Origin of the sequence: Epilithonimonas sp. (assembly GCF_032054305.1) — a bacterium.
GTDB lineage: Bacteria > Bacteroidota > Bacteroidia > Flavobacteriales > Weeksellaceae > Epilithonimonas.
In genome coordinates this window covers 13,399-36,582 of sequence record NZ_DAMBSX010000007.1, presented here as the reverse complement: position 1 = coordinate 36,582, position 23,184 = coordinate 13,399, and the positions used below count along the sequence as shown (strand labels likewise).

Here is a 23,184-nt window from a genome sequence, read left to right as displayed (position 1 = left end):
TTGTTAATGTTGGTCTTTGTTGTTTGAAATGACTGAAGAATTATATGGCAAATGTTCCAGCCTCAACCATGTTTTTTTATTCGCATCATAGTAGTAATAGCCTTTTGCGGTGATATTAATGGTCTTGCCTTGCGGTTTGGAATCTGGTTCTGATATAAATACGACTTTCTTGTCATTGAACTCAGGTTTGTCGGCAATCCTGAGTTCGTTACCTGTCCATATCTCAGCAATGAGGCCGGACCTTGTTGTGTTGCGAGTGTTTTTATCAACCTGCGAAAAAGCTGAAGTAGAAAACACGACGGTAATTATGAAAATAATTTTTTTCATTCTAGAATGTTTTTGATTTTAAAAATTAATTATTGGAACAATTGTAATAAGGATCATTTGTGCATGATCTTTATTAAATTTTTATAAGTTTTAATCGAGATGATCGATAATGATTTAATTAGTTCCATTAAATTTCGACATGCAAATCCCTGGACCTTCAGAAAAAATAGTTTCCGAAAATCGAAAATTTATGATAGGATAATTGAATCTATATGCCGATTTGTTTAATAACAGGACAATATCATTCTGTTCCAAATAGATTTTTGGAATGATTGATAAAGTTTAGACGCGTTTTGTCATTATGGTCACGAATTGACCTTACAACTTGGAAGCAAGCAGTAGTTTTATGATTTTGATTTCATCATTCGCATTACTTTGTGCTTAATTCAAGTCTTATTCATAACAAGTGTCTATGAAATTACAAAAAATGGAGGAGGGCGCACAGGATATAAGAAAGTCTGAGACTTTAGAATTTTAATGCTTTTACTATAAAAACCTGTGAAAATTACAATTGAAGTAAATAAAGTAAGCTTTGCAAAATATTTCAGGTAATATACTTTTGACTTAGGATCTTGAGATGAAGTAACTGTTGCAACGTCTAGTTTGCCAGCTTTTTCGAATAATAATTCAGAAGAGAATGGTTTTGGAAGAAACTTCTTTGTAATAACAGCTTGTTTTATTATTGCATTTTTTTGTTTCTTTAGCTTAGAGGTCGCTACAACTGGAGCTGCTTTGTTTTTTTTGCATTCTTTTTTAGTAGACGTGCTTTTAATTGAAACAATCTGTACTTTCTCACTTAAATTAGTAATTATTGTTCCTTCAACTATGTAGATTTTGGATTTTTCGAGTTTAGAATCCTCTTCTTTGGAAATCGTGGATTTGCAATCAGTATCTGAAAAGGTTTTTTCACCGACAAGAATTTCGGCAAAACCAGAATTGGAGAGTAGTAATAAAAATATACCAAAAGCTTTCACAATAAATTGCGAAACCATAGTTTTCTTTTCCATCATTTGTGTTTTTACCATCCATACGTATATCGTAAGAATTGGTATGCAAATGAACAGAAATCATGCTGTTTTACAATAATTTCTATATACTATAATTGCACTATTTTGATTTAAAGTGCTGATAGACAATTGTGTTTTTTTGTTACATATTTTTAATTTGTCTCTATAGAAAAATAAAAGCCGATCATATGATCGGCTTTTATATATAGCTTTATAATCTATTCTGCTCATCCGTTTTTCGTCCGGCTTTTGCATCTTTCACTTTTTGATTTCCGAAATTATATTTCAGATTGATTGTAAAATATTGCGTGTCGCGATAATCTTTAAAATATTGATTCTGGTCTGCATATCTCGTCGAGATTGTATTTTTATTCGTTCTGAAAATATCATTGAAAACCAAACCTGCTTCCAGTTTTTTATCAAACATTTTCTTATTGATGATGATATTCGTGTTTTGGGATGAACTGATGTCAAACGAACCCTGGATCGTCTTCGAATTATAAACATAAGACACATTCAAATCCCAAGTTTTTGCTTTGTCTAATGTGATTTGAGTCGAAACATTTGCATTGTAAAAGAATACATCATTTTTATATAAAATCTTATCTGTTCCCATAAAATAATTCTCCTGATATTCTCCCATTGCAAAAAGATTCAGTTTCCAGAATGATTTTATAGAAAAGCTTTTAGAGAAATTAGCTCCAAGATTTTGTCCGTGGTCGATGTTGGTATAATTGTAAACCGTCTCAAAAGTCTGCGGATTTTGGATAGAGATTTCCATTGATGGATCTTTGATATAGCTATAGTAAGCCTCAAAATTCCAATCTTTTACAGTGTAAGTCAGACTCAGGTTATGAATGATGGTTGATTTCAGATTTGCATCGCCTTGGAAGTAAGAATACAAGTTGTAATAAGATTTCGAAGGATTCAGAAAATCATAATTAGGTCTGTCTATTCTTTTTCCGTAGGAGAATCCTAATTGCTGGTCTTCTTTCAAATTATACATCAGGTAAAAAGTAGGGAAGAGTCCGGTTCTGGTCGTCTTATTTTCCACAACCGGATTATCAGAATTAGTTTTAATCAAAGTCGTTTCCGAACGCAGACCGGCTTTCATTTCCCATTTTTTCCATTTGTATTCCGATGAAATATAACCAGCAAAAATATTCTCTTTATAATTAAATAGGTTGCTTTTTGTCAAATCCTGAATCAAAATTCCGCTTGTTCCGTCAAAGAAATCAAGGTCATTTTTATTCTTTACAAAACTGTATTTCAGTCCGCTTTCCAATGTGAATTTATCTTTTGAAAATCGGTAATCTAATTGCGTGGCATAAAGTGAAATATCCTGAATGCTGTTATTCGCAAATCGATTTTGACTTTCTGGCTGTCCGTCAAAATTCAACAAAGTTTCAACATCCTGATTTTCCTTAAACCGTTTTGTACTCGAGTTATTCGTCCAGGTCAGATTATGATTCCCAAATTTTTTATCATAAACCAAGTAAGAATTAAAGCTGTTATCATACTGTCTTTTCTTGTTTGAGGTCAAGTAATAAGATTGTAATTGATTATTTTCCGTGTTGTAAATATTGGTGGGAACATTGTAATGTCCGTTGTTATTGGGCGCATTATAACCATCAAAACCAAACTGAATGGTGGACAAACTATCCAAAGTATATTGTCCTGAGAAATTGTAGACGTGCTGTTCGTGAGCGTGCGTTTTTCTCACCATATCGCTTTCCCAACGGGTTTTGTCCTTATTAAAAATCACAACATCGAAGTTTCTTCGGACATAATCTCCGGTTACAAAATTGTAATTCCCGGTTAGTTGCCATTTATCAGTATTATAAGATTGCGAAGTCCCGATTAATCCCTTGGCATAAGTTGCCTGAGTATATCTTGTCGAGACTCTTCCTTTGTAGCCGGACAATACGTTTTGCTTCATTTTGATATTGATGATCGCACTTCCTTGCGCTTCGTATTTTGCAGGCGGATTGGTGATGACTTCAACGGAAGAGACATTGTTGCCGTCGGTATTTTCAAGAAGTTGTTTCAATTGCTCTTGCATCATCAATGTTTTTTTATCATTGATGGTCACAATAATTTGAGAATTTCCTCTGACGCTTAATTCTTCATTTTTCACCAAAATATTGGGTGTGCTTTTCAAGATATCCCAGGCATTCAGATTTTGAAGTGGTGTTTTGTCGATATTAAATTCCAGTCGGTCAATTTTCCTTTTTAATAAAGGTTTGTTTGCTTTTATCGTTACACCTGCAATTGATTTTACAGTATCTTTTTTGAGGATAATATTCAGAAATTCATTGTTTTCAAGAGTAATTTCATAATCCTGGTAATCTTGTTTTTTGATGACAATTGACACAGGAAATTTCGAAATACCTTCAAGACTGAAATTCCCTTCTTTATCAGAATAGAATATTGATTGATTATCATTAATTTCAATGCTTGATTCAGAGATAGGTTCCTGATTTTCATTCTCAATGTGCCCTTTGATATTCTGACTCCAGATTGCAGTCGGTATCAATAATATCATTATCAAATAAGTTTTCATAGCTAACAATTTCATTTCAATAATTTTGAACAAAATTGAGACGAAACGCAGGAAAGTTTTGTTAATGAATGGTTAATGGAAGGTTAATGCCTTTTTTCAAAGAAAATTGATTGTATTTTTGGGATATTAAATAAAGGCTTCGACATAGTTTATATTGAGCGAAGCCGAAATACTCAGCCTGACAATGTTTAACAATTAGTATTAGAGATGTCATCCTGAGCGGAGTCGAAGGATTTCAAATAGATTAAAAACTTTTGTAGTTTAGAAAAATCAATATGAATCGGAAAAAAAATATCACGATTATTTTGTTCACCTTCAGTCTTGTTATCTTGGTTGTTCTGCAGGGTTATTATATCTACAATTCATACCGTCTTCAGGAAAGAGACCTTATCATACAAGCGAGAGCCATTGCGGACAAAACGCTTGAAACAATGGAAAAATATGAAACCGAAACCAATGAGGAAAAACTGGTAGGCGATTTCGACAGACTTAAAAAAGGAATTGTTATCCAAAAAGAGCAGATTACACATCCGGAAAGAATTCATAGTTCAGAAAAATTGTATAATCGGAGATTGGAAAAAATTCTTAAAGATAATATTGGAGATTCAGGTTTTGAGATCGCGATGAAAAGTGAAATCTATTCGATATTGGATGAGGTTCAGAAAAAAGAACTTTTGCCTGCCAACCGTTCTCTCGTTTTGTATCAAACTGTAAAAAAAATGTCAAAACCTTTGACGATCAATGAAGGAAAATGGTCGAGTCGTCAATCTAAAAAAAATACAGATTTAAATTTGGATGAGAAGAACAATTATTTGGTAAAATCTAAATCGACTTTTCAGCTTTTGAATGTCAAAGGTTTAGTTTTGAAGAAAATAATTCCATTGATCTTCATTAGTTTATTGATTATTATCTTGATTATTTATTTGTTTAGAAATAGTCTTAAAAATCTAAATCGCCAAGAAAAGAAAATATCACAACTTCACACAACCATAGATTCCATCGCTCATGAACTGAATACGCCGATTACAACCTTGAAGTTCTCAGTCGCTCAATCTTCTGATACAGAAACTAGGTCTTTGCTAGAACGTCAAATCAAACGCCTTGAAAATATCGTTTCGTCCATTCATAACAATGATTCTGATGATATTTTGATTGACAAAAAAGAGATTGAGAATTACTTTTCTGAGGTTAAAAAGTCTTTTGATAACATCGATTTCAAAATCAAGATTGATTTTGCCGAGAATAAATCTTTGTATCAGAATGATTTCAGGCAAATTATGGATAATCTCATCGATAATTCATCAAAATATGGCGCAAAGGAAATCGAAGTTTTAATTAAGGTTAATAATCTGATTGAAATGGAAGTTTCCGACGATGGAATCGGAATCCCGAAAGATGAAAAGCAACATATTTTTGAGAAATATTACCGAATTTCAAGAAATGAAAATAATCACATTAACGGTCTTGGTGTCGGACTTTTTTTGGTAAAGAAAATTGTTGACAAATACAAAGGTGATATCAATGTGAGTCCAAAACAAAAAGGCGTTGCATTTAAAATTATAATCCCGAATGAAGCCTAAAATTTTATTAGTTGAAGACGACCAGGATCTGGGAATGGTTCTGAAACAATATTTGGAATTTTCTGATTTCGATGTGAATTGGATTCCGAATCCTGAAGAAATTCTGAAAAACAAAAAACAATTGGAGCAATATCAAATAGCAATTCTTGATGTAATGTTACCTGTAATTGATGGCTTCGAATTGTCTAAAGAAATCCGAAAATCATCTGATATTCCATTTTTATTTTTAACGGCAAAAGGTCAAAGTATCGATAGGATTTTAGGGTTAAAGCTTGGTGCAGATGATTATATCACAAAACCTTGCGAACCCGAAGAATTGATTCTAAGAATCAAAAATATTCTCAAAAGAAACGAATCTTCAACAAAATTAATTATCAATCTCGGAAATTATTCCTTCATTCCATCACAATTTCAGTTACTTTTCGAAAATGAAACCATTCAGTTAACCGAAAAAGAGTCGGAGTTGTTGCTTTTGCTTTCCAAAAACAATCAGAAAATCATCAATCGAAAAGAAATCCTGGAAACACTTTGGGGCGAAAATGATTATTTCTTGGGAAGAAGTCTTGATGTTTTTATGTCGAGACTGCGAAAATATTTTCACAAAGATGAAAGAATCAAATTCGATTCTGTCCGTGGAATCGGTTTCAAGGTCGAGTTTCCGGAATAAACATTGGATTTCATAATAATCATATTTTCATCTAGAATATTAGGGAAATGTATTTCTTTGGTTTTTTTTGTATTTAATTGGTTTTTAGTGGATTAAATTTTATTTTGTAAACTGCCATTTTTTGATATATTTGAGAGCTTAGTATATATCATAGACCTTAAAAATATATTCTCCAAGTGCAATCTCAATTTGAAAAACTATATTCTGATTACAAAAATCAGGTTTATTTTTTCGTGAAAAAATATGTTCACGGGCAGGATGATATTGAGGATATAGTTCAGGATATTTTTGTCCATCTGTGGAAGCATAGAGACTCTTTGAATAAGAATAAAGAAGCCATTGTTTTCAAAACTGCAAAACAAGAAATTGCCAATTTTTACAGGAAAAATAAACTGTCTTTTTCAGATTTCAAAGAAGAATCTCATCTCAGCATTGTTAAGGATGAATATGATGAGGAAGAATTTAAATCATATTCTGAACAAGCGGAAAAATTACTTAAACTAATTCCTGAAAAAAGTAGATCCTTTTTCCTGAAACATAAAATCGACGGACTGAGCTATTCCGAAATTGCAAAAGAAAACAGTATCTCCAAAAATGCTGTAGCCAAGCACGTTAATAAGGTTCTTCACATCCTAAAAACAAACATTAATCTCTTTTTTCTGCTATTGATTTTCATTAAAAAACTTTTTTAAGGTTGACGATTTCGGTAGGTCTGCGTAATTAATCGTAAGACAGAAATCAATCTGAAACTAAAATAAGTTTATAATGAAGAAATCATTTTCTATTCTGCTTCTCGCAGCTTCCTTTTTTTATCAGGGACAAACTACCAAAGAAGAAATCCTTTCAGACCTGAATCAAACCGGTGGTGTTTACTACACTTATCCAACTCCGACAAAAAAACTGACTGCTGTTCCGTCCGGATTTCAGCCTTTTTATATCAGTCATTACGGAAGGCACGGTTCAAGATGGCTCATCAGTGATAAAGATTTTTCAGGTGTGATGGACATCCTGAAAAAAGCTAATGAGAATAATGCCTTGACAGAAAACGGAAAATCAGCATTACAGCGTCTGGAGAAAATCTGGAAAATTGCTGAAGGTCACAACGGAGATTTGACGGAATTAGGAGGATTGCAACATAAGCAGATTTCGCAGAGAATGTTCAAAAATAATCCTCAGGCGTTTGGAAATAATGCGTTTGTTACTGCAAAATCTACCGTTGTTCCGAGATGCATCATCAGTATGGCTTATTTTACAAACGAATTGACAGCGAATAATCCAAAGCTGAACATAAGTATAGAATCTTCCGATAAGTATATGAAATATCTGAATCATCATACGAAGGAATCTATCGATTTTAAAAGTCAGGATAATTTCTGGCAGGAAGAGAAAAGGAAACTCAAGCAAGATGCATTACATTCAGACCGATTTATCAAAAATCTTTTTAATAATGATGAATATGTTTACAAAAATGTTAACCCGGAAAAAGTAGTGGAATCTTTTTATTGGATTGCTAGTGATATGCAGAATCTGGAAACGGATATTTCCTTCTACGATCTATTCACGAAAGATGAATTGTTCAATATTTATCAGGCAATCAATTATCAATTCTATGTTAATGATGCTGCATCGCCATTGAGCAAAGGATTGGTGAAAGATAATGCAATTCCTTTAGTCAAAAATATTCTGGAAGAAGCAAATGATTATATTAAAAATGGTAAAAGTGGAGCATCGCTTAGATTTGGTCACGACGGTAATATTGCACCGTTATTAGCCTTTATGAGAGTTGAAGGAATGGACAAGGAAGAAATCAATCCGAGAGAAGTCTATAGAGTTTGGAATACTTTTCAGGCGGCACCGATGGCTGCCAATCTCCAGATGATTTTTTATAAGAATAAGAAAAATGATGTTCTGGTGAAATTTCTTCTGAATGAAAATGAAGTCAGCATTCCTGTTGAAACTAAGAGTTTTCCTTACTACCAATGGAATGATGTAAAAGCTTATTTGGAAGAAATAACCAGGTCAAATTAATATCAAATTTTTTGAATTAAAATAATTTTTTAAAAAAATTAAATAAAAAGGTTGACGATTTAAAAATCCTGCGTAATACTGAATATGAATAACATAGACGACGAAAATTTTAAAAAGAACTGGAAAAAAACTTACGAAGAAAACCAGCGAATAGATTCGGAGACGGATGCACGAATCCAAGCGGGAATTCAAAGTAAGATAAAATCCGGTAGCCAGTTCAAGAAATTATATTGGGTTGCTGCAGCTGCTGTAATCACAGGATTTGGTGTTCTTTTTTACACGCCTTCTTCGCCAGCTTCTGTGGTGAAAGTTCAGACTCAATTTTATTCCAGTGTGGATTTTACGAAAAAAATTAGTCTTCCCGACGGAAGTAATATTGTCTTAGAACCTCACAGTACAATCGAATTAGCAAAGGATTTCGGAAAATCGGACCGTAAAATCACATTCACAGGAAAGGCGACTTTTGATATCGCAAAAGATAAAACCAGACCTTTCAGAATCAACGCAAAAGATTTCACGGTACAGGTTTTAGGAACCAAATTTTTCCTGGACCAAACAAGTGGAAAAGAAAAAGTAGAGCTTTTTGAAGGAAAAGTGAAGGTTGATCATCAAGGAAAAATCACTTACCTGCTTCCAAACGAATCTTGGAACAAGAATGTGGAAGAGAAGGCTCAAACTTATATTGTTGCAAATGTTAAAAGGAATTTCTCCTTCGATGATGAAAATTTTGAAAATATCATCAATGAATTGGAAGTAGTTTATAATGTTAAAATCGATTATCCTCAGGAATATTCCAAAAAGAAAATCAAAGGCTCATTCTCCGGCGATATGAACGAGGTTTTGTTCGCAATCTGTTATCCTTTCAATCTTAAAGCTGAAAAAAAATCTGACAATCAAATACAATTAAAATAAAAAAAGCACCGATAATGACGGTTATCGATGCAATAAATGATTCGACTCGCTAAAGTATAATCAAATTAATCCTCAAATTTATGAAAAAAACAGTAATGTCTGTAATCTTATTGGTTGCCACAGGTCTTCCAATCGCTTACGGGCAAACCGGACAAACACCGCCGGTTACTATGAAAAAAGAGAATCGGGTGTCTATTATCAAAGTTTTTGATAAGCTCAGCAGATCTTCCAAGATTCCGTTTCTTTATTCCAGCACAGATTTCAAAGATGTTTTTGTGAATGCTAGCGCTATCAACTATTCATCTTTGGAATCATCTTTAAAATATCTCAAAAAATTCTATCCGATAGAATATGAAATAAAAAATAACACGGTTGTTCTTAGAAAAACCACTGCTAAATTTATCTCCCAATCAGAAAATTTTCCCATTCCCAAAGACACTATTGCGGTGCAGGAGAAAAAGATTGATGAGGTTGTGATCATCGGTTACGGTAAAGTTAAAAAGTCCGATGCAACAGGTTCTCTCACAACTGTTAAAATTGATAGTGAGAATGACGGAAGTCCTGTTTCTGCACAAGAAGCTTTGACGGGAAAAGCGGCTGGAGTTAATATTATTTCTCCCGGCGGAGCTCCTGGTGCGGGTTCAACTATCCGAATCAGAGGTGGTTCTTCTTTGTCAGCCAATAATGACCCGCTTATCGTGATTGACGGAATTGCGATTGACAACTCTTCAACCTCAGGTTCCAGTAATATTCTTGGGATGATAAACCCGAATGATATCGAAACTTACACGGTTCTGAAAGATGCTTCTTCAACGGCTATTTATGGTTCCAGAGCTTCGAATGGTGTCATTATCATTACAACTAAAAAAGGCAGTAAAAAGACGAGATTCCAATATTCTTCCAATACAAAAGTGAGCTATAATCCAAAGATGCTGGGTGTTTTAAGTGGCGATGAATACAGAAGTTTTATCAAGGATTATTATCCCGGAAACAATACGATTATCAACGGTCTTGGAACGGGAAACACCGATTGGCAAAAGGAAATCTACAGAACTTCTGTCAGTAATGACCAGAACTTCAGTATGACTGGAGCTGTAAAAGATATTCCTTATCGCTTGTCTTTAGGTTATACTGACCAGCAAGGGATTATCAGGAAAAATTCTTACGAGAGAATAAATGCGAGTTTGGCGATCAATCCTTCATTCTTTGATAAACATTTGAATATTAATCTTAATTATAAACCAAGTATCGAGAACAACGATTTCATTTCTAATCCGGCAAGTTCGGCTGTGGGATTTGACCCGACTCGTCCTGTTTATGACAATTCTTCTCAGTATGGTTTAGGTTATTTTATTTGGACAGATGCTTCGGGAAAACCGATTACGATTGCAAGTGCCAATCCTGTTTCTGTCCTTGATCTAAGAAAAGATGAGTCCAAGGTTGTTCGTCATATTGGGAACGTTCAGTTGGACTATAAAATTCACGGTTTTGAAGATTTGAAATTAAATGCCAATGCCGGTTTTGATATTTTGAAAAGTAATGGAGACATCTTCGTTCCTGATAATGCGCCTTTAGCTTGGACTTCCATTGGAAACGATGGACAAGGTCTGATTGAAAATTATACTCAGAAGAAAAATAATACTCAGTTAGACCTATATGCGAATTACACCAAAACACTTTCCGATCATAAAATTGATGTGATGGGAGGTTATTCCTGGCAGAAGTTCTGGCAAAGTTATGATGATGATCAAACCAATATTTCCGGAAATAAAGTCTATCAGAATATCATTTCGAAGTCAGAATATTATCTGGTTTCATTTTATGGACGTTTGAATTATACTTTTAAAGACCGTTATCTTTTTACAGGAACACTTAGAAATGACGGTTCTTCGCGTTTTTCCAAAGATAATCATTGGGGACTTTTCCCGTCGGCAGCGTTTGCCTGGAAAATCAATGAAGAAAGTTTTCTGAAAGACAGTGGTTTTTTCTCTGATTTGAAATTAAGATTAAGTTATGGAAAAACCGGTCAGCAGGATATTGGCGGAGATTATGAATGGATGCAGACTTATACCTTTAGCCAGTCCAATGCTTTGTATCAGTTGGGAAATCAATACTATCAGACCATCCGACCAAACGGTTACGACCCGAATCTGAAGTGGGAAACTACTTCTACTTATAATGTGGGTTTGGATTTCGGAATTCTTAAGAACAGAATTTCCGGTTCAGTCGAAGTTTATAAAAGAACAACAGATGATCTGTTGAATAAAATTTCCGTAGCAGCAGGTTCTAACCTTACCAATATGATCTTCACAAATATCGGCTCAATGGAAAATAAAGGTGTTGAAGTTTCATTGAATACCATTCCGATTAAAACGACTGATTGGCAATGGACCTTGGATGCAAATATTACATTCAATGAATCGAAAATTACCAAACTAACACTTGTTGATAGCCCAAATTACGGTGTGAACATCGGAAATGTTTCTGGTTCAACAGCTGGAACAATTCAGACACATTCTGTAGGGTATTCGCCTTATACTTTTTATTTGTATCAGCAGGAATATGATGAATCAGGAAAGCCGATTGAAGGAAAATATAAAGGCGGACTCGTGAAAGATAAAAATCCGATGCCTAAATCTTTTCTTGGAATCTCTTCAAAACTGAGTTATAAGAATTGGTATTTAGGCTTCAATGGTCACGCTAATTTTGGGAACTATGTTTATAATAATGTGAAATCCAAAGATTATAAGACCAAAGCGACTTTAGGAAACGGAACTTATTCCAATCTTTTGAGTTATACAGCAGAACAAGGTTTTGATAATCTGCAGCTTTACTCTGATTTTTTCCTTGAGAAAGCTTCTTTTTTCAGAATGGACAATATCACGCTGGGACATAATTTCAAGACTATCAGTGACAAGTTCGATCTGGGTGTTAATCTATCTGTACAGAATGCTTTTGTGATCACAGGATATAGCGGACTTGACCCGGAGGTTTATCTTGGAATCGATAATAATATGTATTCCAGACCTCGTTCATTCCTTTTCGGACTTAATGTTAACTTCAAATAATCCAATTATGAAACGTATATATATAACCCTTATATTTTCTATTTTCACATTAAGCTCTTGTGTCAACGACCTTGATACATCTCCAATAGACCCCAATATCGTAACAACAGACCAGGTCTATTCTGATCCCGATAATTACAAAGGTGTGCTTGCAAAATGTTACGCAGCATTATGTCTCAGCGGACAACAAGGACCGACTGGAGATCCTGATATCAGTAATTTTGACGAAGGTTACAGCTCATTTATCCGGTTAGCTTTTTATGTTCAGATCTTATCGACGGATGAGGCAATAATGGGTTCGCAGACCAACGGATTGAGACAGATGGCTACCAACACCTGGGATTCTAACACTGCTATCCTGAATGGTTATTATGCAAGACTATATCAGATCATCGGTTACAGCAATGAATTTCTAAGACAAACAACCGATGCCAAACTACAGGAGAGAGGACACACCGATTCTGGTTTTAAACAGCAGGTTAATTATTTCCGTGCAGAAGCTCGTTTTCTGAGAGCTTATTCTTACTGGGTTTTATTGGATACATTTGGTAAAGTTCCATTCGTAACAGATTCTGATAAATTAGATCCACAGTTTTTACCAAAACAGATATCAAGAACTGATCTTTATTCTTATATAGAAAATGAACTTAAAGAAATTGAAACAGCGCTTCCTGATACTAATGAATATGGAAGAGTTGATAAAACAGCAGCTGACTTTTTATTATCAAGACTTTATCTGAATGCACAAGTTTATACCAATTCGCCTCAATGGGATAAAGCCGCCGAATATGCTGAAAAAGTGATTCACAGTCATTACGGTCTTGCACCAAAATATCTTTACAATTTCCTCGCTGACAACAATACTTCCCCGGAGATCATCTGGTCCCTGAATATGGACGGTGTCCAATCCAAAACTTACGGAGGAACTACTTTTTTCGTTTTAGCACAAACGGGAGGAACTATGCTCAACTACCTGAACCTGGGAATTGCCGGAGGTTGGGGCAATATCCGTCTTCGTCCGGAATTTGTCAATAAGTTTCAAACTTCGGATCAGGATTTTGTAACCACGGATCCTAATGCATTTTCAAAAAATGATAGCAGAGCTTTATTTTTCAATATTGGACATAAGAAAGAAATTGCCGCACTCCCCGGAACATTTCAGGATGGTTATGCTTTTACGAAATGGAGAAATGTAACTAAGAATGGAGTAGCAGGTTCTGATGCGGCTTATGTAGACACTGATTTTCCGATGTTCCGCCTTGCAGAAGCTTATCTTACAGCTGCCGAAGCAAACTTCAGATCGGGGAAATCCTCAGAAGCACTTAATTATATTAATGTCGTTAGAAACAGAGCTTATAATAATGGAAACGGAGCAATTGCCCTTTCTGATCTTAACCTGAATTTTATCCTTGATGAAAGATCTCGAGAATTATCTTGGGAATTATTAAGAAGAACCGATCTCATTCGTTTTAATAGATTTACTACAGCAGATTATCTCTGGAGCTGGAAAGGCAATGCTCAACCCGGGAAAGAAGTGGATTCCAAATTCAATATTTATCCGCTTCCCTCAGCAGATATCACCGCTAATCCGAATTTGACACAGAATGACGGATACTAACAAGAATTGATCTCACAATCAAAGTTTATATTATTTTCTTTTAAAGAACTTCTCATCGGTTTTGATGGGAAGTTTTATTATGGTGTATTCGTTTCCTATATTTCATAACTCGCTCATATAAAATGTTATAATTGTTGATAAATCTCATAATTGTTAATTATTGAATAACTTTTTTGAAAAATAGTTGTATTTAATTTAAAATAATTAAATTGCGCCCCCTTCTTGATACAGGAGGTTTATATCGAAGATCTTATGACCAAAAAAGGCCAAATAGTTGAAATACCTGCAAGCTCTCCAATCTATAGTAGAGAATTGCCGGGATTTCATTCAAAAAAAGATGAACTCATCTGGAAATCCCAAAAAAAAGAGTACTCGCTATTTGATGGGTTTTTGGTTGGAGAACATCACGGTGTTGAAAATTTTAAGATTGGACAGCGAAAAGGAATCAATGTAGGTGGAAAAAAAGAGCCTTTGTACGTCATCTGGATTGATGAGAAGGAAAACCGGCTTTTTGTTGGTGCAGGAGTTTCGCATCCGGGAATTATAACAGACGTTATTCGTCTTGGAGAAAATTTAGAATTAGATGATATCAGTTTTTCTAAGGGAGAATTAGAAAATGGAATTGATCTAGAGGTGTCAACTCAAGTTAGTGAGGATAAAATTCCGGCTAAGCTTTATGGGTTTGATAACAGCTTTTTTCTGGAGTTTGAAAACAAGGTTTCAGTAATTATAGAAGAACATCCATTCGATATCATTTATCAAAATAGAATTATAAAGAGTTATTAAAAAATAATTAAATATTTACTTATGAAATTAAAGGTTTCTTTTTTTGCAAGTATTATTTCGTTGGTTGGTTTTGCACAGTCGGCTCCATCTTATTATTCAGGAGTTAACTTCAACAAAACTAAAAACGAATTAAAGAGTGAACTTGCAACTTTAATCACAACAACACACACAAAAACTATTTCTTACAGCGAGTTGCAAACGCTTTTGAAAAGCAGTGATGTTGACCCGCAGAATCCGTCAAATCTATTGTTGATCTACGGTTCTCAAGCTTCTGGGACACACCAGAGAAGTCGTGCTATCAATGGCTCTTGGAACCGTGAGCACGTTTATGCAAAATCAAAAGGAACACCAAACTTGGGAACTTCTGGTCCTGGCGCGGATGGGCACCATCTTCGTCCAGCAGACAATACTTTGAACAGTACAAGAGGAAGTTTGTTATTTGATGACGGAACTGGAGCAACAGCTTACAAAACTAGCCGTGGAGGTTGGTATCCAGGTGAAGAGTGGAAAGGCGACGTTGCAAGAATCCTGATGTATATGTATGTAAGATACAACTCAAGATGTCTGCCTTTGAACATCACTATGAATCCTGCAACTTATTCGTCAGATTTCCCGGATATTCTTTTGAAATGGAATGTGGAAGACCCTGTTTCTGATTTCGAAAGACAAAGAAATAATGTGGTTGCTAACACGCAAAAGAACAGAAATCCATTCATCGATAATCCTTATTTGGCAACGGTAATTTGGGGTGGTCCTGCTGCTCAGAATACTTGGCCGGATACTTTCAATGGCGGAACATCTGGCGATACAGAAGCACCAACAGTACCTACAAACCTTAGTGTTACAGGTACAACTTCTTCCAGCGTTTCATTATCTTGGACAGCTTCTACCGATAATGTGGGTGTTAGCGGATATGATATCTATGCAGACAATGTTTATAAAACTACAGTTTCTACAACTAGTGGAACAGTTTCAGATCTTACTTCTTCTAAAACTTATATTTTCTACGTTGTAGCTAGAGATGCAGCAGGTAATAAATCGAATAATAGTGATACTGTAGAGGGGAGAACATCTGGACACGGAAATCCTGGTGAACCGGAAACCACTTGTGGAACGGAAGACTTTGAAACGATACCGGCTACCAATTCGTCATACCTTGACAGACAATGGGTGAGTAAAGGTATTACTTGGACTGCTACGTATGCTAGAACAGATAAACAAATTCATATCGATGGCGATAATAACAGGGCAATCTGTTTGAGAAAAGGTTCTTTAACGTCTTCTCCAATCTCTGGAGGTATTGGATCATTAACAATTAAAACGTTCCTGCCATTTAATGATTCTGCGGGTAACTATGTTTTGAAAGTCAATGGTGTTGTAAAAGGACAAATTCCTTATTCTAAAACACCTACTACGACTACAATTTCTGAGATTAATGTGGAAGATAATGTAATAATAGAATTGGTGGATACTACAACAAACAACAGAGTATCTTTTGATGATCTTTCTTGGACTTGCTACGAAAAATTAGCTGTTTCAGAATCTGATGCTAAAAACCAAAAATTAACGGTTTATCCAAATCCAGTTAAAAACAGCGAATTGTTCATAAGTGGAATTTCTAAAAACGAAACAGTTCAGATTTACAGCGCAAACGGGCAATTGGTTCAGACGGTTAATAACGTAAACAACAACGAAAAGATTAACTTGAAAAAGCTTTCTAAAGGTGTTTACTTTGTGAAAACAAAATCTGGAAGTTCGAAAGTAATTGTTGATTAATCAATTTTCAAATCATAATTCAAATCACAACAAAAGGTCAGGAGCTTTCTTCTGGCCTTTTTTATTTTAAATGACATGGATTAATATTGAATAAACTTTGTGACTTCTTAACCTATCGTAATGTCATTCAGTTAACTTTCGATGTGTGATTAAGATCTGTTGCAAAAGAATAAACTCAATATAAAGAATTTGCTCCGTAGGAGCAAAATGTTTGTAAAAGAATAGAAAAGAAAAAGGGAGCGCCGTAGGTGCGAAACTTTTCTGATCCTGTCAAATATCATTGGATATCTGAGATCAATGCTTTATTTTTGTTGTATTGAAAGCATTCATTTCTATATTTATTATTTTCACAATCGCATTACGTCCGGTGATGCCGTTGATTGATTATACCGTGAATTACAATTACATCACCAAAAACCTTTGCGAAAACAGAGCAAAAAAGGAAATGAACTGTAAAGGAAAATGTTACTTGGCCAAAGAACTTTCCAAATCTTCTCAGAACTCCGCCAAGCAAGACCAACTGAAGCTTTCCGTATTCTCAGAATTATTTACTGTTAAGGATATTTTCACAGTTTTGAATGATTTTAATTTCAATCTGGACAATCAAAAACAGAATTCTTTTCTGTCTCAATTCTATAATTTCTCACTAGATTCAAGGATATTCCATCCACCGTTAGTTTAATAATATCTCTGAGTTTTTAACTTTTTAAATGAGCAAATTGTCTTTGTGATTTTAAAACAGTTAATTGCTAAAATCTTTTTTTAGCGAAGCGCCTTTGTGAACCTTAATAAGCATCAAGTAAAAATCAATGTGCGCTTTGTGTTCAAAAGCTTTCGTAAAACATTAAATCAACTTCAAAAAATGAAATCCAACATATTAATGATACTACTTTTGGTATCTGCATTGTCTTGTGCGCAGGAAACACCCAAAGTAAAACAGGTTTCCAAAATGAAACCGAAAACAGACTTAAAAGGCGTAAAGGTCGTGAATGCTGATGACCCGATTTGCCATATGAAGACTTCCGAATTCCTAAAAGATACTGTCGTTTACAAAGGCAAAACTTATGGATTCTGTAGCGACCATTGCAAAAAAGAATTCAAGAAAGGTCCGGCCAAATACGCTTTGAAATGATAAACCGAAAGAAACAAAAGTCTTTCCGGAAAAGCAAACTGATTCTTCCGATAATAGTCTTTGCGGTATTATTTTTGGTGATAGGAATTGGGATGAGCTATTTCAAAAAGAGTCTTTATACGGTAATGAAAGTCCCGGAATTTGCGCTCACAGACCAGAATTCCAAGAAGATTACTAATAAAGATATGCTGGGAAAAGTTTATCTCGTAGAGTTCTTTTACAGTCGTTGTCCCACGATTTGTCCTGTGATGAATTCGAATATGAAATATATCGATGAGCAGATCAACGATCCGGATTTCGGGATCATCTCCATCAGCATAGACCCAACCAACGATACGCCGGAAGTGCTGAAAAACCACGCTAGAATGATTGGTGCTGATTCGCCTAATTGGCATTTCCTATCAGGAGACCGGGATTATATCGGTAACTTAGCGGATATGTTCGATATCTATGTAGGGGACAAAGAAGATGATTCAGAAAGTCTCAATCACAGCGGGATGATTGCTTTGATAGACAAAGAAGGAAACCTGCGTTGTCGATTCGATGAGAACAATATGCCGATTCTTTATTATTCAGGTTTGAATTACGAAGATGAAGCTGGAACCAAAACTAGTCTGAGAGGAAAGTACCATCCGGACAGGGAAAAATTGATAGAAGATATCAGAAAATTATTAAAATAATAAATGTCTAATTACTAAAAAAGTTATTATGAAAATCAAGAAAATATTTCTGGCAAGTGCTATATCTGCAGCGACTTTTGCAGCGGCACAATTCAAGCAGACGGCTCTTCCTTATGCTTACAACGCTTTGGAAGGCTCTGTAGATGCGCAGACTATGGAGATCCATTACACCAAACATGCAGCAGCTTATGTAGCTAATTTGAACAAAGCTATTGCAGGAACACCATTGGAAAAAGAAAGCTTGGAAAAGATTCTTTCCCACATTTCCAAAGAAAGTCCTGCCGTTAGAAACAACGCCGGCGGACACTACAACCACGAGTTATTCTGGACCGTATTGACGCCTGAGAAAAACACACAGCCTTCTGCAAAATTGTCAAAAGCAATCAACGATTCTTTCGGTAGTTTAGACGCTTTGAAGGAAAAACTGAGCAAAGCTGGTGCAGACCGTTTTGGTTCAGGCTGGGCTTGGTTGGTAGTGACGGCTGATAAAAAATTAGCAGTGACTTCTACAGGCAATCAGGACAATCCTTTGATGGATCTTGCTGAGGTAAAAGGAACGCCTATCTTCGGGATTGATGTTTGGGAGCACGCTTATTACCTAAAATATCAGAACAAAAGAGCGGATTACTTGGCTGCACTTTGGAACGTTACCAACTGGAAAGAAATCAGCAGAAGATACGAGGAAGCTATCAAATAACAACCTCAATATATCAAAAAAGCACAGCTTGTCTGTGCTTTTTAAAATCCTCAAAACAAATTCTTGAAACTCATCTTTAATCTCTTACTCGTCTTTTATCTGGTGCTCAAACCTGTGTTGCCATTGGTAGAGTATGCGGTTAACTATGATTATATTTCGGATGTTTTGTGTATCAACAAGAAAAAACCGGAGCTGCATTGCAACGGCAAATGTTACTTGGGGAAAGAGCTCGCCAAAAATAGCTCAGAAGATTCCAAATCCAAAAACTCGACACAGAAAATCATTGACTGTTACATTCCGGTTGAGATTGCTGCAGTCAAAACAGTAGGGCGAAGATTCTTTACCAGCCTTACTTTCACACACACCACAGATTATTCTTATCTGTATCTGAAACACGTTTTCAGACCTCCAATTGTTTAGATAATATAGGTAATTAGGGCGATTCCCTCTCCAGCGCTAAAGCAGCCACTCGGGTCGGGCTGTACACTCATATCTTTTTGTCTTATGATGATTAGACTTCATCACGAACGTTTCAGTCAAGACAAAAAGGATAACCGTTACCATCCCTATCGCAGCAGAGCACAAAACTCACATTTCAGCAAAAAATAACAGTCTTTATCAATATTGACGAAGTCACCTTTGCGCCTTAAAAATAAAGAATCGCTCAAAAAAACCTTTTGTGCCTTTGCGTTAACAAAAACCTTAAACACAAAGACTAGCTCAAAACATAATATTGACGAAGTCAAACCTTTGTGCATTAGAAACGAAGAATTGCTCAAAAAACTTAGCGTTTTTGGAGTTCAAAAAAATAACAATACGACATCTAAACAAATGAAAATCTATAAACTCTTATCATTACTATTCATCACAATACTAACTCTTTCATCGTGCAGCAACAGCGACGATGATAATATCCAAGACAATACAGCTGGAAGTCTTCAGGTCAAGTTCGAGAACGGTTTCAACAATCTTGGTGATATAGTTTTGAATCAGACCACTCAAACCTCAGTCAATGGACAGAAACACCAGTTTTCTAAACTCAAATACATCATCAGCAACATCTCACTCGTCGATGAAAACGGAACAGAATTCAAATACAATTATAACAATCCGGACAAAGGCGCTTTCATCATCAACCAGGAAGAAGCAAAAGGCGGGATTGTCTATATCAACCTTACCGAGATCCCCAAAGGCAATTACAAGAAAATAAAATTGGGTTTAGGCATTAGCCCCACGGCTTATCTTATTGGTCAGGACGGACAAGGTTTGTTCTGGGAAAAAGCCAAGCAGGAAGGGATGGCTTGGTCTTGGGCAGCGGGTTACATCTTCACAAAACTGGAAGGTAGGTATGGAACATCAACGCCTGACACCGAGTTTATGAACCATTGTGGTAATATGGGCGACACAACGGCTAACGATACGGCAAATCTTTACAGAGAAGTGGTTTTGGACTTACCAACTACGGCGAGAGTATCGAAAGATATTAGACCTTCTGTCCATATCCTTGCAGATTTCAACCAGTATCTGAGTGGGAAAACTGCTTTGTCATTGGATGCTTCTAACAATATGGCGATGGGAAGCAGCGCGCATTTGGTCAATGTCAGCAACAACCTTGTCAATATGTTCAAAGTTGATCACGTTCATAATGATTAGTTTAATTCAACATTTCCAAAGAGAACGATTATGTTCTCTTTGGATTTTCTTCATAGCACTTTCTGGGATATTGATCTCTTGTTCCAACGAATATGAAGGAGAAGCTTTTGAAGAAGACAAAGGGTACAATCTGGATATTCCTATCAACTTTCCCGCGCTAGAATTTGATGCTAATAAAAATCCGGTCACAGTGAATGGAGTAGCTCTGGGCAAGAAATTATTTTATGAAGGCAAATTGTCACGAAATAATACCATTTCTTGCGGATTCTGTCATATTCAGGAATATGCGTTCACGCACCACGGACATCCTGTGAGTCATGGTATTGATGATAAATTGGGCATTCGCAATGCACCACCGATCCAGAATATGGCATTTCTCAAAAACTATACTTGGGATGGCGTGAGCCATAATCTGGACGAACGCTCGTTGGTTCCCATCACTACAGATTTTGAAATGGACAGTTCTCTGCCCGAAGTAGTTTCAAGACTAAGTCAAGATGCCAATTATAAAAAGTTATTCAAAGCAGCTTATGGCGATGATGATATTACAGGAGAGAGAGTATTGAAAGCTTTGACCCAGTTTATGGTAACAATGATTTCCGCCGATTCCAAGTATGACAAAATGAAGAAAGGAACTGCTTCTTTCACCAATGAAGAATCTCAAGGAATAGCATTATTTCAAACCAAGTGTGCCAGTTGCCATTCAGGGGAATTGTTTACGGATGAAAGTTACCGAAATACCGGGATGTATTACAATGCGCAGTATGACGACCGTGGCAGATACCGTGTGACATTGGACTGGAATGACAATATGAAATTCCGTGTCCCAAGTCTCCGAAATGTAGAATACACAGCACCCTATATGCACGATGGTCGTTTTTATTCGCTCGAGGCTGTGCTTAATTTTTATTCGGATAATGTCGAGAATCAAACCAATCTCGATCCGATCCTGAAACAGAACGGACACATTGGTATTCCAATGACCACTTTGGAAAAACAATATATCATCGCTTTCCTGAAAACCCTCAGCGACCAGCAATTTATTACCAACAAACAATTCGCAGAATAATTATAAAACCACTTAAATAATGATTGATCACAAATCGCAGATTCTAAGAAGTCAAAAGACACAAAAGGAAATAAATAATAAGTTTTCCATTATCGCAGACTTATCTAAGCGAAGCGCCTTTGTGAGCCTTAATAAGTATAATAAAAAATCCTTGTGCACTTTGTGTTCAAATAAAACAATTCATCTCGCAGATCAAACAGGTCAAGCAGATTTAACAACCTGCAAAATCCAAACAATCTGCGAGAAATAAAATCGACCTTATCTAAGTAAGTGCCTTTGCGCTTCTAACAAGTAAAGATCCTCGTGAACTTTGTGTTCAAAAACCATCAAAATTTTTGTGCCCTTGTGGTTTAAACAATCCCAATCAAATGAAAAAATCAATCATACTTATAATACTGATCATCCTGTCTCAGCAAATAAAGGCCAACCGGGACAGTCTTTACATTCCTAAATATGAAAACCAGTTGCAATATCTATCCAGAGACGAGGAATTTTTCTGCGATGCATGCGGTTGTGCTGCCGGCAATGGCTCGTCAGGCTTCGAGTCTTTGCTTAATCCCCAATTTATCGGTGTCAAATATTTTGCACAGCATTACAAAGCCAAGGAGAACTTGTTCACACAGGATTTGACACAGGACCAATATTTTAATACCATTCAGGTTTGGGGTAAGATTCCGGTAACTCGGAAATTGAGTATCTATGGAAGTATTCCGTTCCAGTTTCACGAGAAGAAAACCTTACAGGGCAATATCAACATCAGTGGGATTGGAGATGCAAGCATGATGGGAATTTACGAAATCCTAAAATCCAAAAACGAATATCATCAGCTGAATGGAGGCGTGGGAATTAAGATTCCGTTGGGTAAATTTGATGAGAAAGGAATTACAGGTGTCAACCCGAGTTTCCAGCTGGGAACGGGTAGTTGGGATTACCAGCTGGCATTGAGCTACAAATTCCAGAAAAACCTCTTTGCGCTGATGCTGAATACCGATTATACCATCAAAACCGAAAATAAAAAACATTATCAGTTCGGTAACCAATGGAACTATGCAGTCACAGGATTTTACAGGTTATGGAGAAACGAAAATAGTGTTTTTTCTGGAAAACTGGGAATGCAGGGTGAGGTGTATGACTGGAACAAACAGTTTGGAGAAGTAATGCCCAGAACTGCTGGAAGTGCTTTGTACGGTAAGCTGGGCTTTGAGGTGTCTTACAAGAAGTTCAGCCTTGGCAATGAGTTGATGTTGCCTGCTTATACCCAATTAGCTGGTGGTGATATAGAAGCCAGGTCCAGATTCAGTTTGTTTATCAATTTTGGAATTTAGTCATCAGTTTATTAAGTTGATTCATTATTAATTCAACAACCTTCAAGCTTGGTCTATTTGAGAAAAGAATTTTAACTTCCGTCAGTTCGAGTGATTTTTCGTAGTAAAGCATAGAAAAATTGTATCGAGAACGTTTGTATTTCATAAAACAAGGTTCTCGATACGCTCCATTTCATTCTGCTACTCGAACTGACGATTTGATTGTATTTTGGTAGAGTAACAACACGTCAGTTCGAGTGATTTTTTCGTAGCAGGGGCGGAGAAAAATTGTATCGAGAACAGTTATATTTCATAAG

The 23,184-nt window shown here is 35.8% G+C and carries 20 protein-coding genes; 17 read left to right on the top strand and 3 right to left on the bottom strand.

Features of this window, described 5'->3' with window-relative positions; translation table 11 throughout:
- Positions 1–3 precede the first annotated feature (3 nt).
- The 3 genes from RTX21_RS15575 to RTX21_RS15565 form a co-directional block, all read right to left on the bottom strand.
- Positions 4–327: a hypothetical protein gene (locus RTX21_RS15575; RefSeq protein ID WP_312769034.1), complete on the bottom strand. Its 324-nt coding sequence runs from the start codon at positions 325–327 to the stop codon at positions 4–6.
- 410 nt (positions 328–737) lie between these two features.
- On the bottom strand, positions 738–1,334 hold the full coding sequence (locus RTX21_RS15570) for a hypothetical protein (protein WP_312769032.1): 597 nt from the start codon (positions 1,332–1,334) through the stop codon (positions 738–740).
- 211 nt (positions 1,335–1,545) lie between these two features.
- Positions 1,546–3,912: an outer membrane beta-barrel family protein gene (locus RTX21_RS15565; RefSeq protein WP_312769030.1), complete on the bottom strand. Its 2,367-nt coding sequence runs from the start codon at positions 3,910–3,912 to the stop codon at positions 1,546–1,548.
- 260 nt (positions 3,913–4,172) lie between these two features.
- Between RTX21_RS15565 and RTX21_RS15560 the strand changes: the two genes are divergently transcribed.
- The 17 genes from RTX21_RS15560 to RTX21_RS15480 all read left to right on the top strand — a co-directional run bounded on the left by RTX21_RS15560 (position 4,173) and on the right by RTX21_RS15480 (position 22,888).
- Positions 4,173–5,477 carry a HAMP domain-containing sensor histidine kinase gene (locus RTX21_RS15560; protein WP_312769028.1) on the top strand — a complete coding sequence of 435 codons (1,305 nt, stop codon included), beginning with the start codon at positions 4,173–4,175 and terminating at the stop codon, positions 5,475–5,477.
- Positions 5,467–6,144 carry a response regulator transcription factor gene (locus RTX21_RS15555; protein ID WP_312769027.1) on the top strand — a complete coding sequence of 226 codons (678 nt, stop codon included), beginning with the start codon at positions 5,467–5,469 and terminating at the stop codon, positions 6,142–6,144. The genes RTX21_RS15560 and RTX21_RS15555 overlap by 11 nt, the downstream gene beginning before the upstream one ends.
- 176 nt (positions 6,145–6,320) lie before the next feature.
- Entirely contained in the window at positions 6,321–6,836 is a 516-nt protein-coding gene (locus RTX21_RS15550; RefSeq protein ID WP_312769025.1) for a sigma-70 family RNA polymerase sigma factor, read from the top strand.
- 73 nt (positions 6,837–6,909) lie between these two features.
- Positions 6,910–8,172, top strand: a complete 1,263-nt coding sequence (locus RTX21_RS15545; protein WP_312769024.1) for a histidine-type phosphatase — start codon at positions 6,910–6,912, stop codon at positions 8,170–8,172.
- Positions 8,173–8,256: 84 nt separating this feature from the next.
- Positions 8,257–9,084: a FecR family protein gene (locus RTX21_RS15540; protein WP_312769022.1), complete on the top strand. Its 828-nt coding sequence runs from the start codon at positions 8,257–8,259 to the stop codon at positions 9,082–9,084.
- An 80-nt stretch (positions 9,085–9,164) separates the two neighbouring features.
- Positions 9,165–12,152, top strand: a complete 2,988-nt coding sequence (locus tag RTX21_RS15535; RefSeq protein ID WP_312769021.1) for a SusC/RagA family TonB-linked outer membrane protein — start codon at positions 9,165–9,167, stop codon at positions 12,150–12,152.
- A 7-nt stretch (positions 12,153–12,159) separates the two neighbouring features.
- Positions 12,160–13,770: a RagB/SusD family nutrient uptake outer membrane protein gene (locus RTX21_RS15530; protein ID WP_312769020.1), complete on the top strand. Its 1,611-nt coding sequence runs from the start codon at positions 12,160–12,162 to the stop codon at positions 13,768–13,770.
- A gap of 252 nt (positions 13,771–14,022) precedes the next feature.
- Positions 14,023–14,556, top strand: a complete 534-nt coding sequence (locus tag RTX21_RS15525) for a tRNA methyl transferase PRC-barrel domain-containing protein (protein ID WP_312769017.1) — start codon at positions 14,023–14,025, stop codon at positions 14,554–14,556.
- A gap of 21 nt (positions 14,557–14,577) precedes the next feature.
- Positions 14,578–16,332: an endonuclease gene (locus tag RTX21_RS15520; RefSeq protein WP_312769014.1), complete on the top strand. Its 1,755-nt coding sequence runs from the start codon at positions 14,578–14,580 to the stop codon at positions 16,330–16,332.
- Between the two features lie 316 nt (positions 16,333–16,648).
- Positions 16,649–17,014, top strand: coding sequence for a hypothetical protein (locus RTX21_RS15515; RefSeq protein WP_312769012.1), 366 nt, complete (start codon positions 16,649–16,651; stop codon positions 17,012–17,014).
- A gap of 180 nt (positions 17,015–17,194) precedes the next feature.
- Positions 17,195–17,464 carry a YHS domain-containing protein gene (locus RTX21_RS15510; protein ID WP_312769011.1) on the top strand — a complete coding sequence of 90 codons (270 nt, stop codon included), beginning with the start codon at positions 17,195–17,197 and terminating at the stop codon, positions 17,462–17,464.
- Positions 17,461–18,144, top strand: a complete 684-nt coding sequence (locus tag RTX21_RS15505; RefSeq protein ID WP_312769009.1) for an SCO family protein — start codon at positions 17,461–17,463, stop codon at positions 18,142–18,144. The genes RTX21_RS15510 and RTX21_RS15505 overlap by 4 nt, the downstream gene beginning before the upstream one ends.
- Positions 18,145–18,172: 28 nt before the next feature.
- On the top strand, positions 18,173–18,841 hold the full coding sequence (locus RTX21_RS15500) for a superoxide dismutase (RefSeq protein ID WP_312769007.1): 669 nt from the start codon (positions 18,173–18,175) through the stop codon (positions 18,839–18,841).
- Positions 18,842–18,904: 63 nt separating this feature from the next.
- Positions 18,905–19,261 carry a hypothetical protein gene (locus RTX21_RS15495; RefSeq protein WP_312769004.1) on the top strand — a complete coding sequence of 119 codons (357 nt, stop codon included), beginning with the start codon at positions 18,905–18,907 and terminating at the stop codon, positions 19,259–19,261.
- A 411-nt stretch (positions 19,262–19,672) separates the two neighbouring features.
- The gene (locus tag RTX21_RS15490) at positions 19,673–20,494 is read left to right on the top strand and encodes an MbnP family protein (RefSeq protein WP_312769002.1); all 822 of its coding nucleotides are present in this window, start codon (positions 19,673–19,675) and stop codon (positions 20,492–20,494) included.
- A complete protein-coding gene (locus RTX21_RS15485) occupies positions 20,487–21,563 on the top strand; it encodes a cytochrome c peroxidase (protein WP_312768999.1) in 1,077 nt (358 codons plus the stop codon). Before RTX21_RS15490 ends, RTX21_RS15485 begins: the two co-directional genes overlap by 8 nt.
- Before the next feature lie 368 nt (positions 21,564–21,931).
- Positions 21,932–22,888 (top strand): transporter, encoded by a 957-nt coding sequence (locus tag RTX21_RS15480; RefSeq protein WP_312768996.1) that lies wholly within the window; start codon positions 21,932–21,934, stop codon positions 22,886–22,888.
- Positions 22,889–23,184: the final 296 nt, after the last annotated feature.

Bases quoted from the DNA above. Each gene is read 5' to 3' on its own strand.
- RTX21_RS15575 (WP_312769034.1), bottom strand. From the start codon at position 327: ATGAAAAAAATTATTTTCATAATTACCGTCGTGTTTTCTACTTCAGCT.
- RTX21_RS15570 (WP_312769032.1), bottom strand. From the start codon at position 1,334: ATGGAAAAGAAAACTATGGTTTCGCAATTTATTGTGAAAGCTTTTGGT.
- RTX21_RS15565 (WP_312769030.1), bottom strand. From the start codon at position 3,912: ATGAAATTGTTAGCTATGAAAACTTATTTGATAATGATATTATTGATA.
- RTX21_RS15560 (WP_312769028.1), top strand. From the start codon at position 4,173: ATGAATCGGAAAAAAAATATCACGATTATTTTGTTCACCTTCAGTCTT.
- RTX21_RS15555 (WP_312769027.1), top strand. From the start codon at position 5,467: ATGAAGCCTAAAATTTTATTAGTTGAAGACGACCAGGATCTGGGAATG.
- RTX21_RS15545 (WP_312769024.1), top strand. From the start codon at position 6,910: ATGAAGAAATCATTTTCTATTCTGCTTCTCGCAGCTTCCTTTTTTTAT.
- RTX21_RS15540 (WP_312769022.1), top strand. From the start codon at position 8,257: ATGAATAACATAGACGACGAAAATTTTAAAAAGAACTGGAAAAAAACT.
- RTX21_RS15535 (WP_312769021.1), top strand. From the start codon at position 9,165: ATGAAAAAAACAGTAATGTCTGTAATCTTATTGGTTGCCACAGGTCTT.
- RTX21_RS15530 (WP_312769020.1), top strand. From the start codon at position 12,160: ATGAAACGTATATATATAACCCTTATATTTTCTATTTTCACATTAAGC.
- RTX21_RS15525 (WP_312769017.1), top strand. From the start codon at position 14,023: ATGACCAAAAAAGGCCAAATAGTTGAAATACCTGCAAGCTCTCCAATC.
- RTX21_RS15520 (WP_312769014.1), top strand. From the start codon at position 14,578: ATGAAATTAAAGGTTTCTTTTTTTGCAAGTATTATTTCGTTGGTTGGT.
- RTX21_RS15510 (WP_312769011.1), top strand. From the start codon at position 17,195: ATGAAATCCAACATATTAATGATACTACTTTTGGTATCTGCATTGTCT.
- RTX21_RS15505 (WP_312769009.1), top strand. From the start codon at position 17,461: ATGATAAACCGAAAGAAACAAAAGTCTTTCCGGAAAAGCAAACTGATT.
- RTX21_RS15500 (WP_312769007.1), top strand. From the start codon at position 18,173: ATGAAAATCAAGAAAATATTTCTGGCAAGTGCTATATCTGCAGCGACT.
- RTX21_RS15490 (WP_312769002.1), top strand. From the start codon at position 19,673: ATGAAAATCTATAAACTCTTATCATTACTATTCATCACAATACTAACT.
- RTX21_RS15485 (WP_312768999.1), top strand. From the start codon at position 20,487: ATGATTAGTTTAATTCAACATTTCCAAAGAGAACGATTATGTTCTCTT.
- RTX21_RS15480 (WP_312768996.1), top strand. From the start codon at position 21,932: ATGAAAAAATCAATCATACTTATAATACTGATCATCCTGTCTCAGCAA.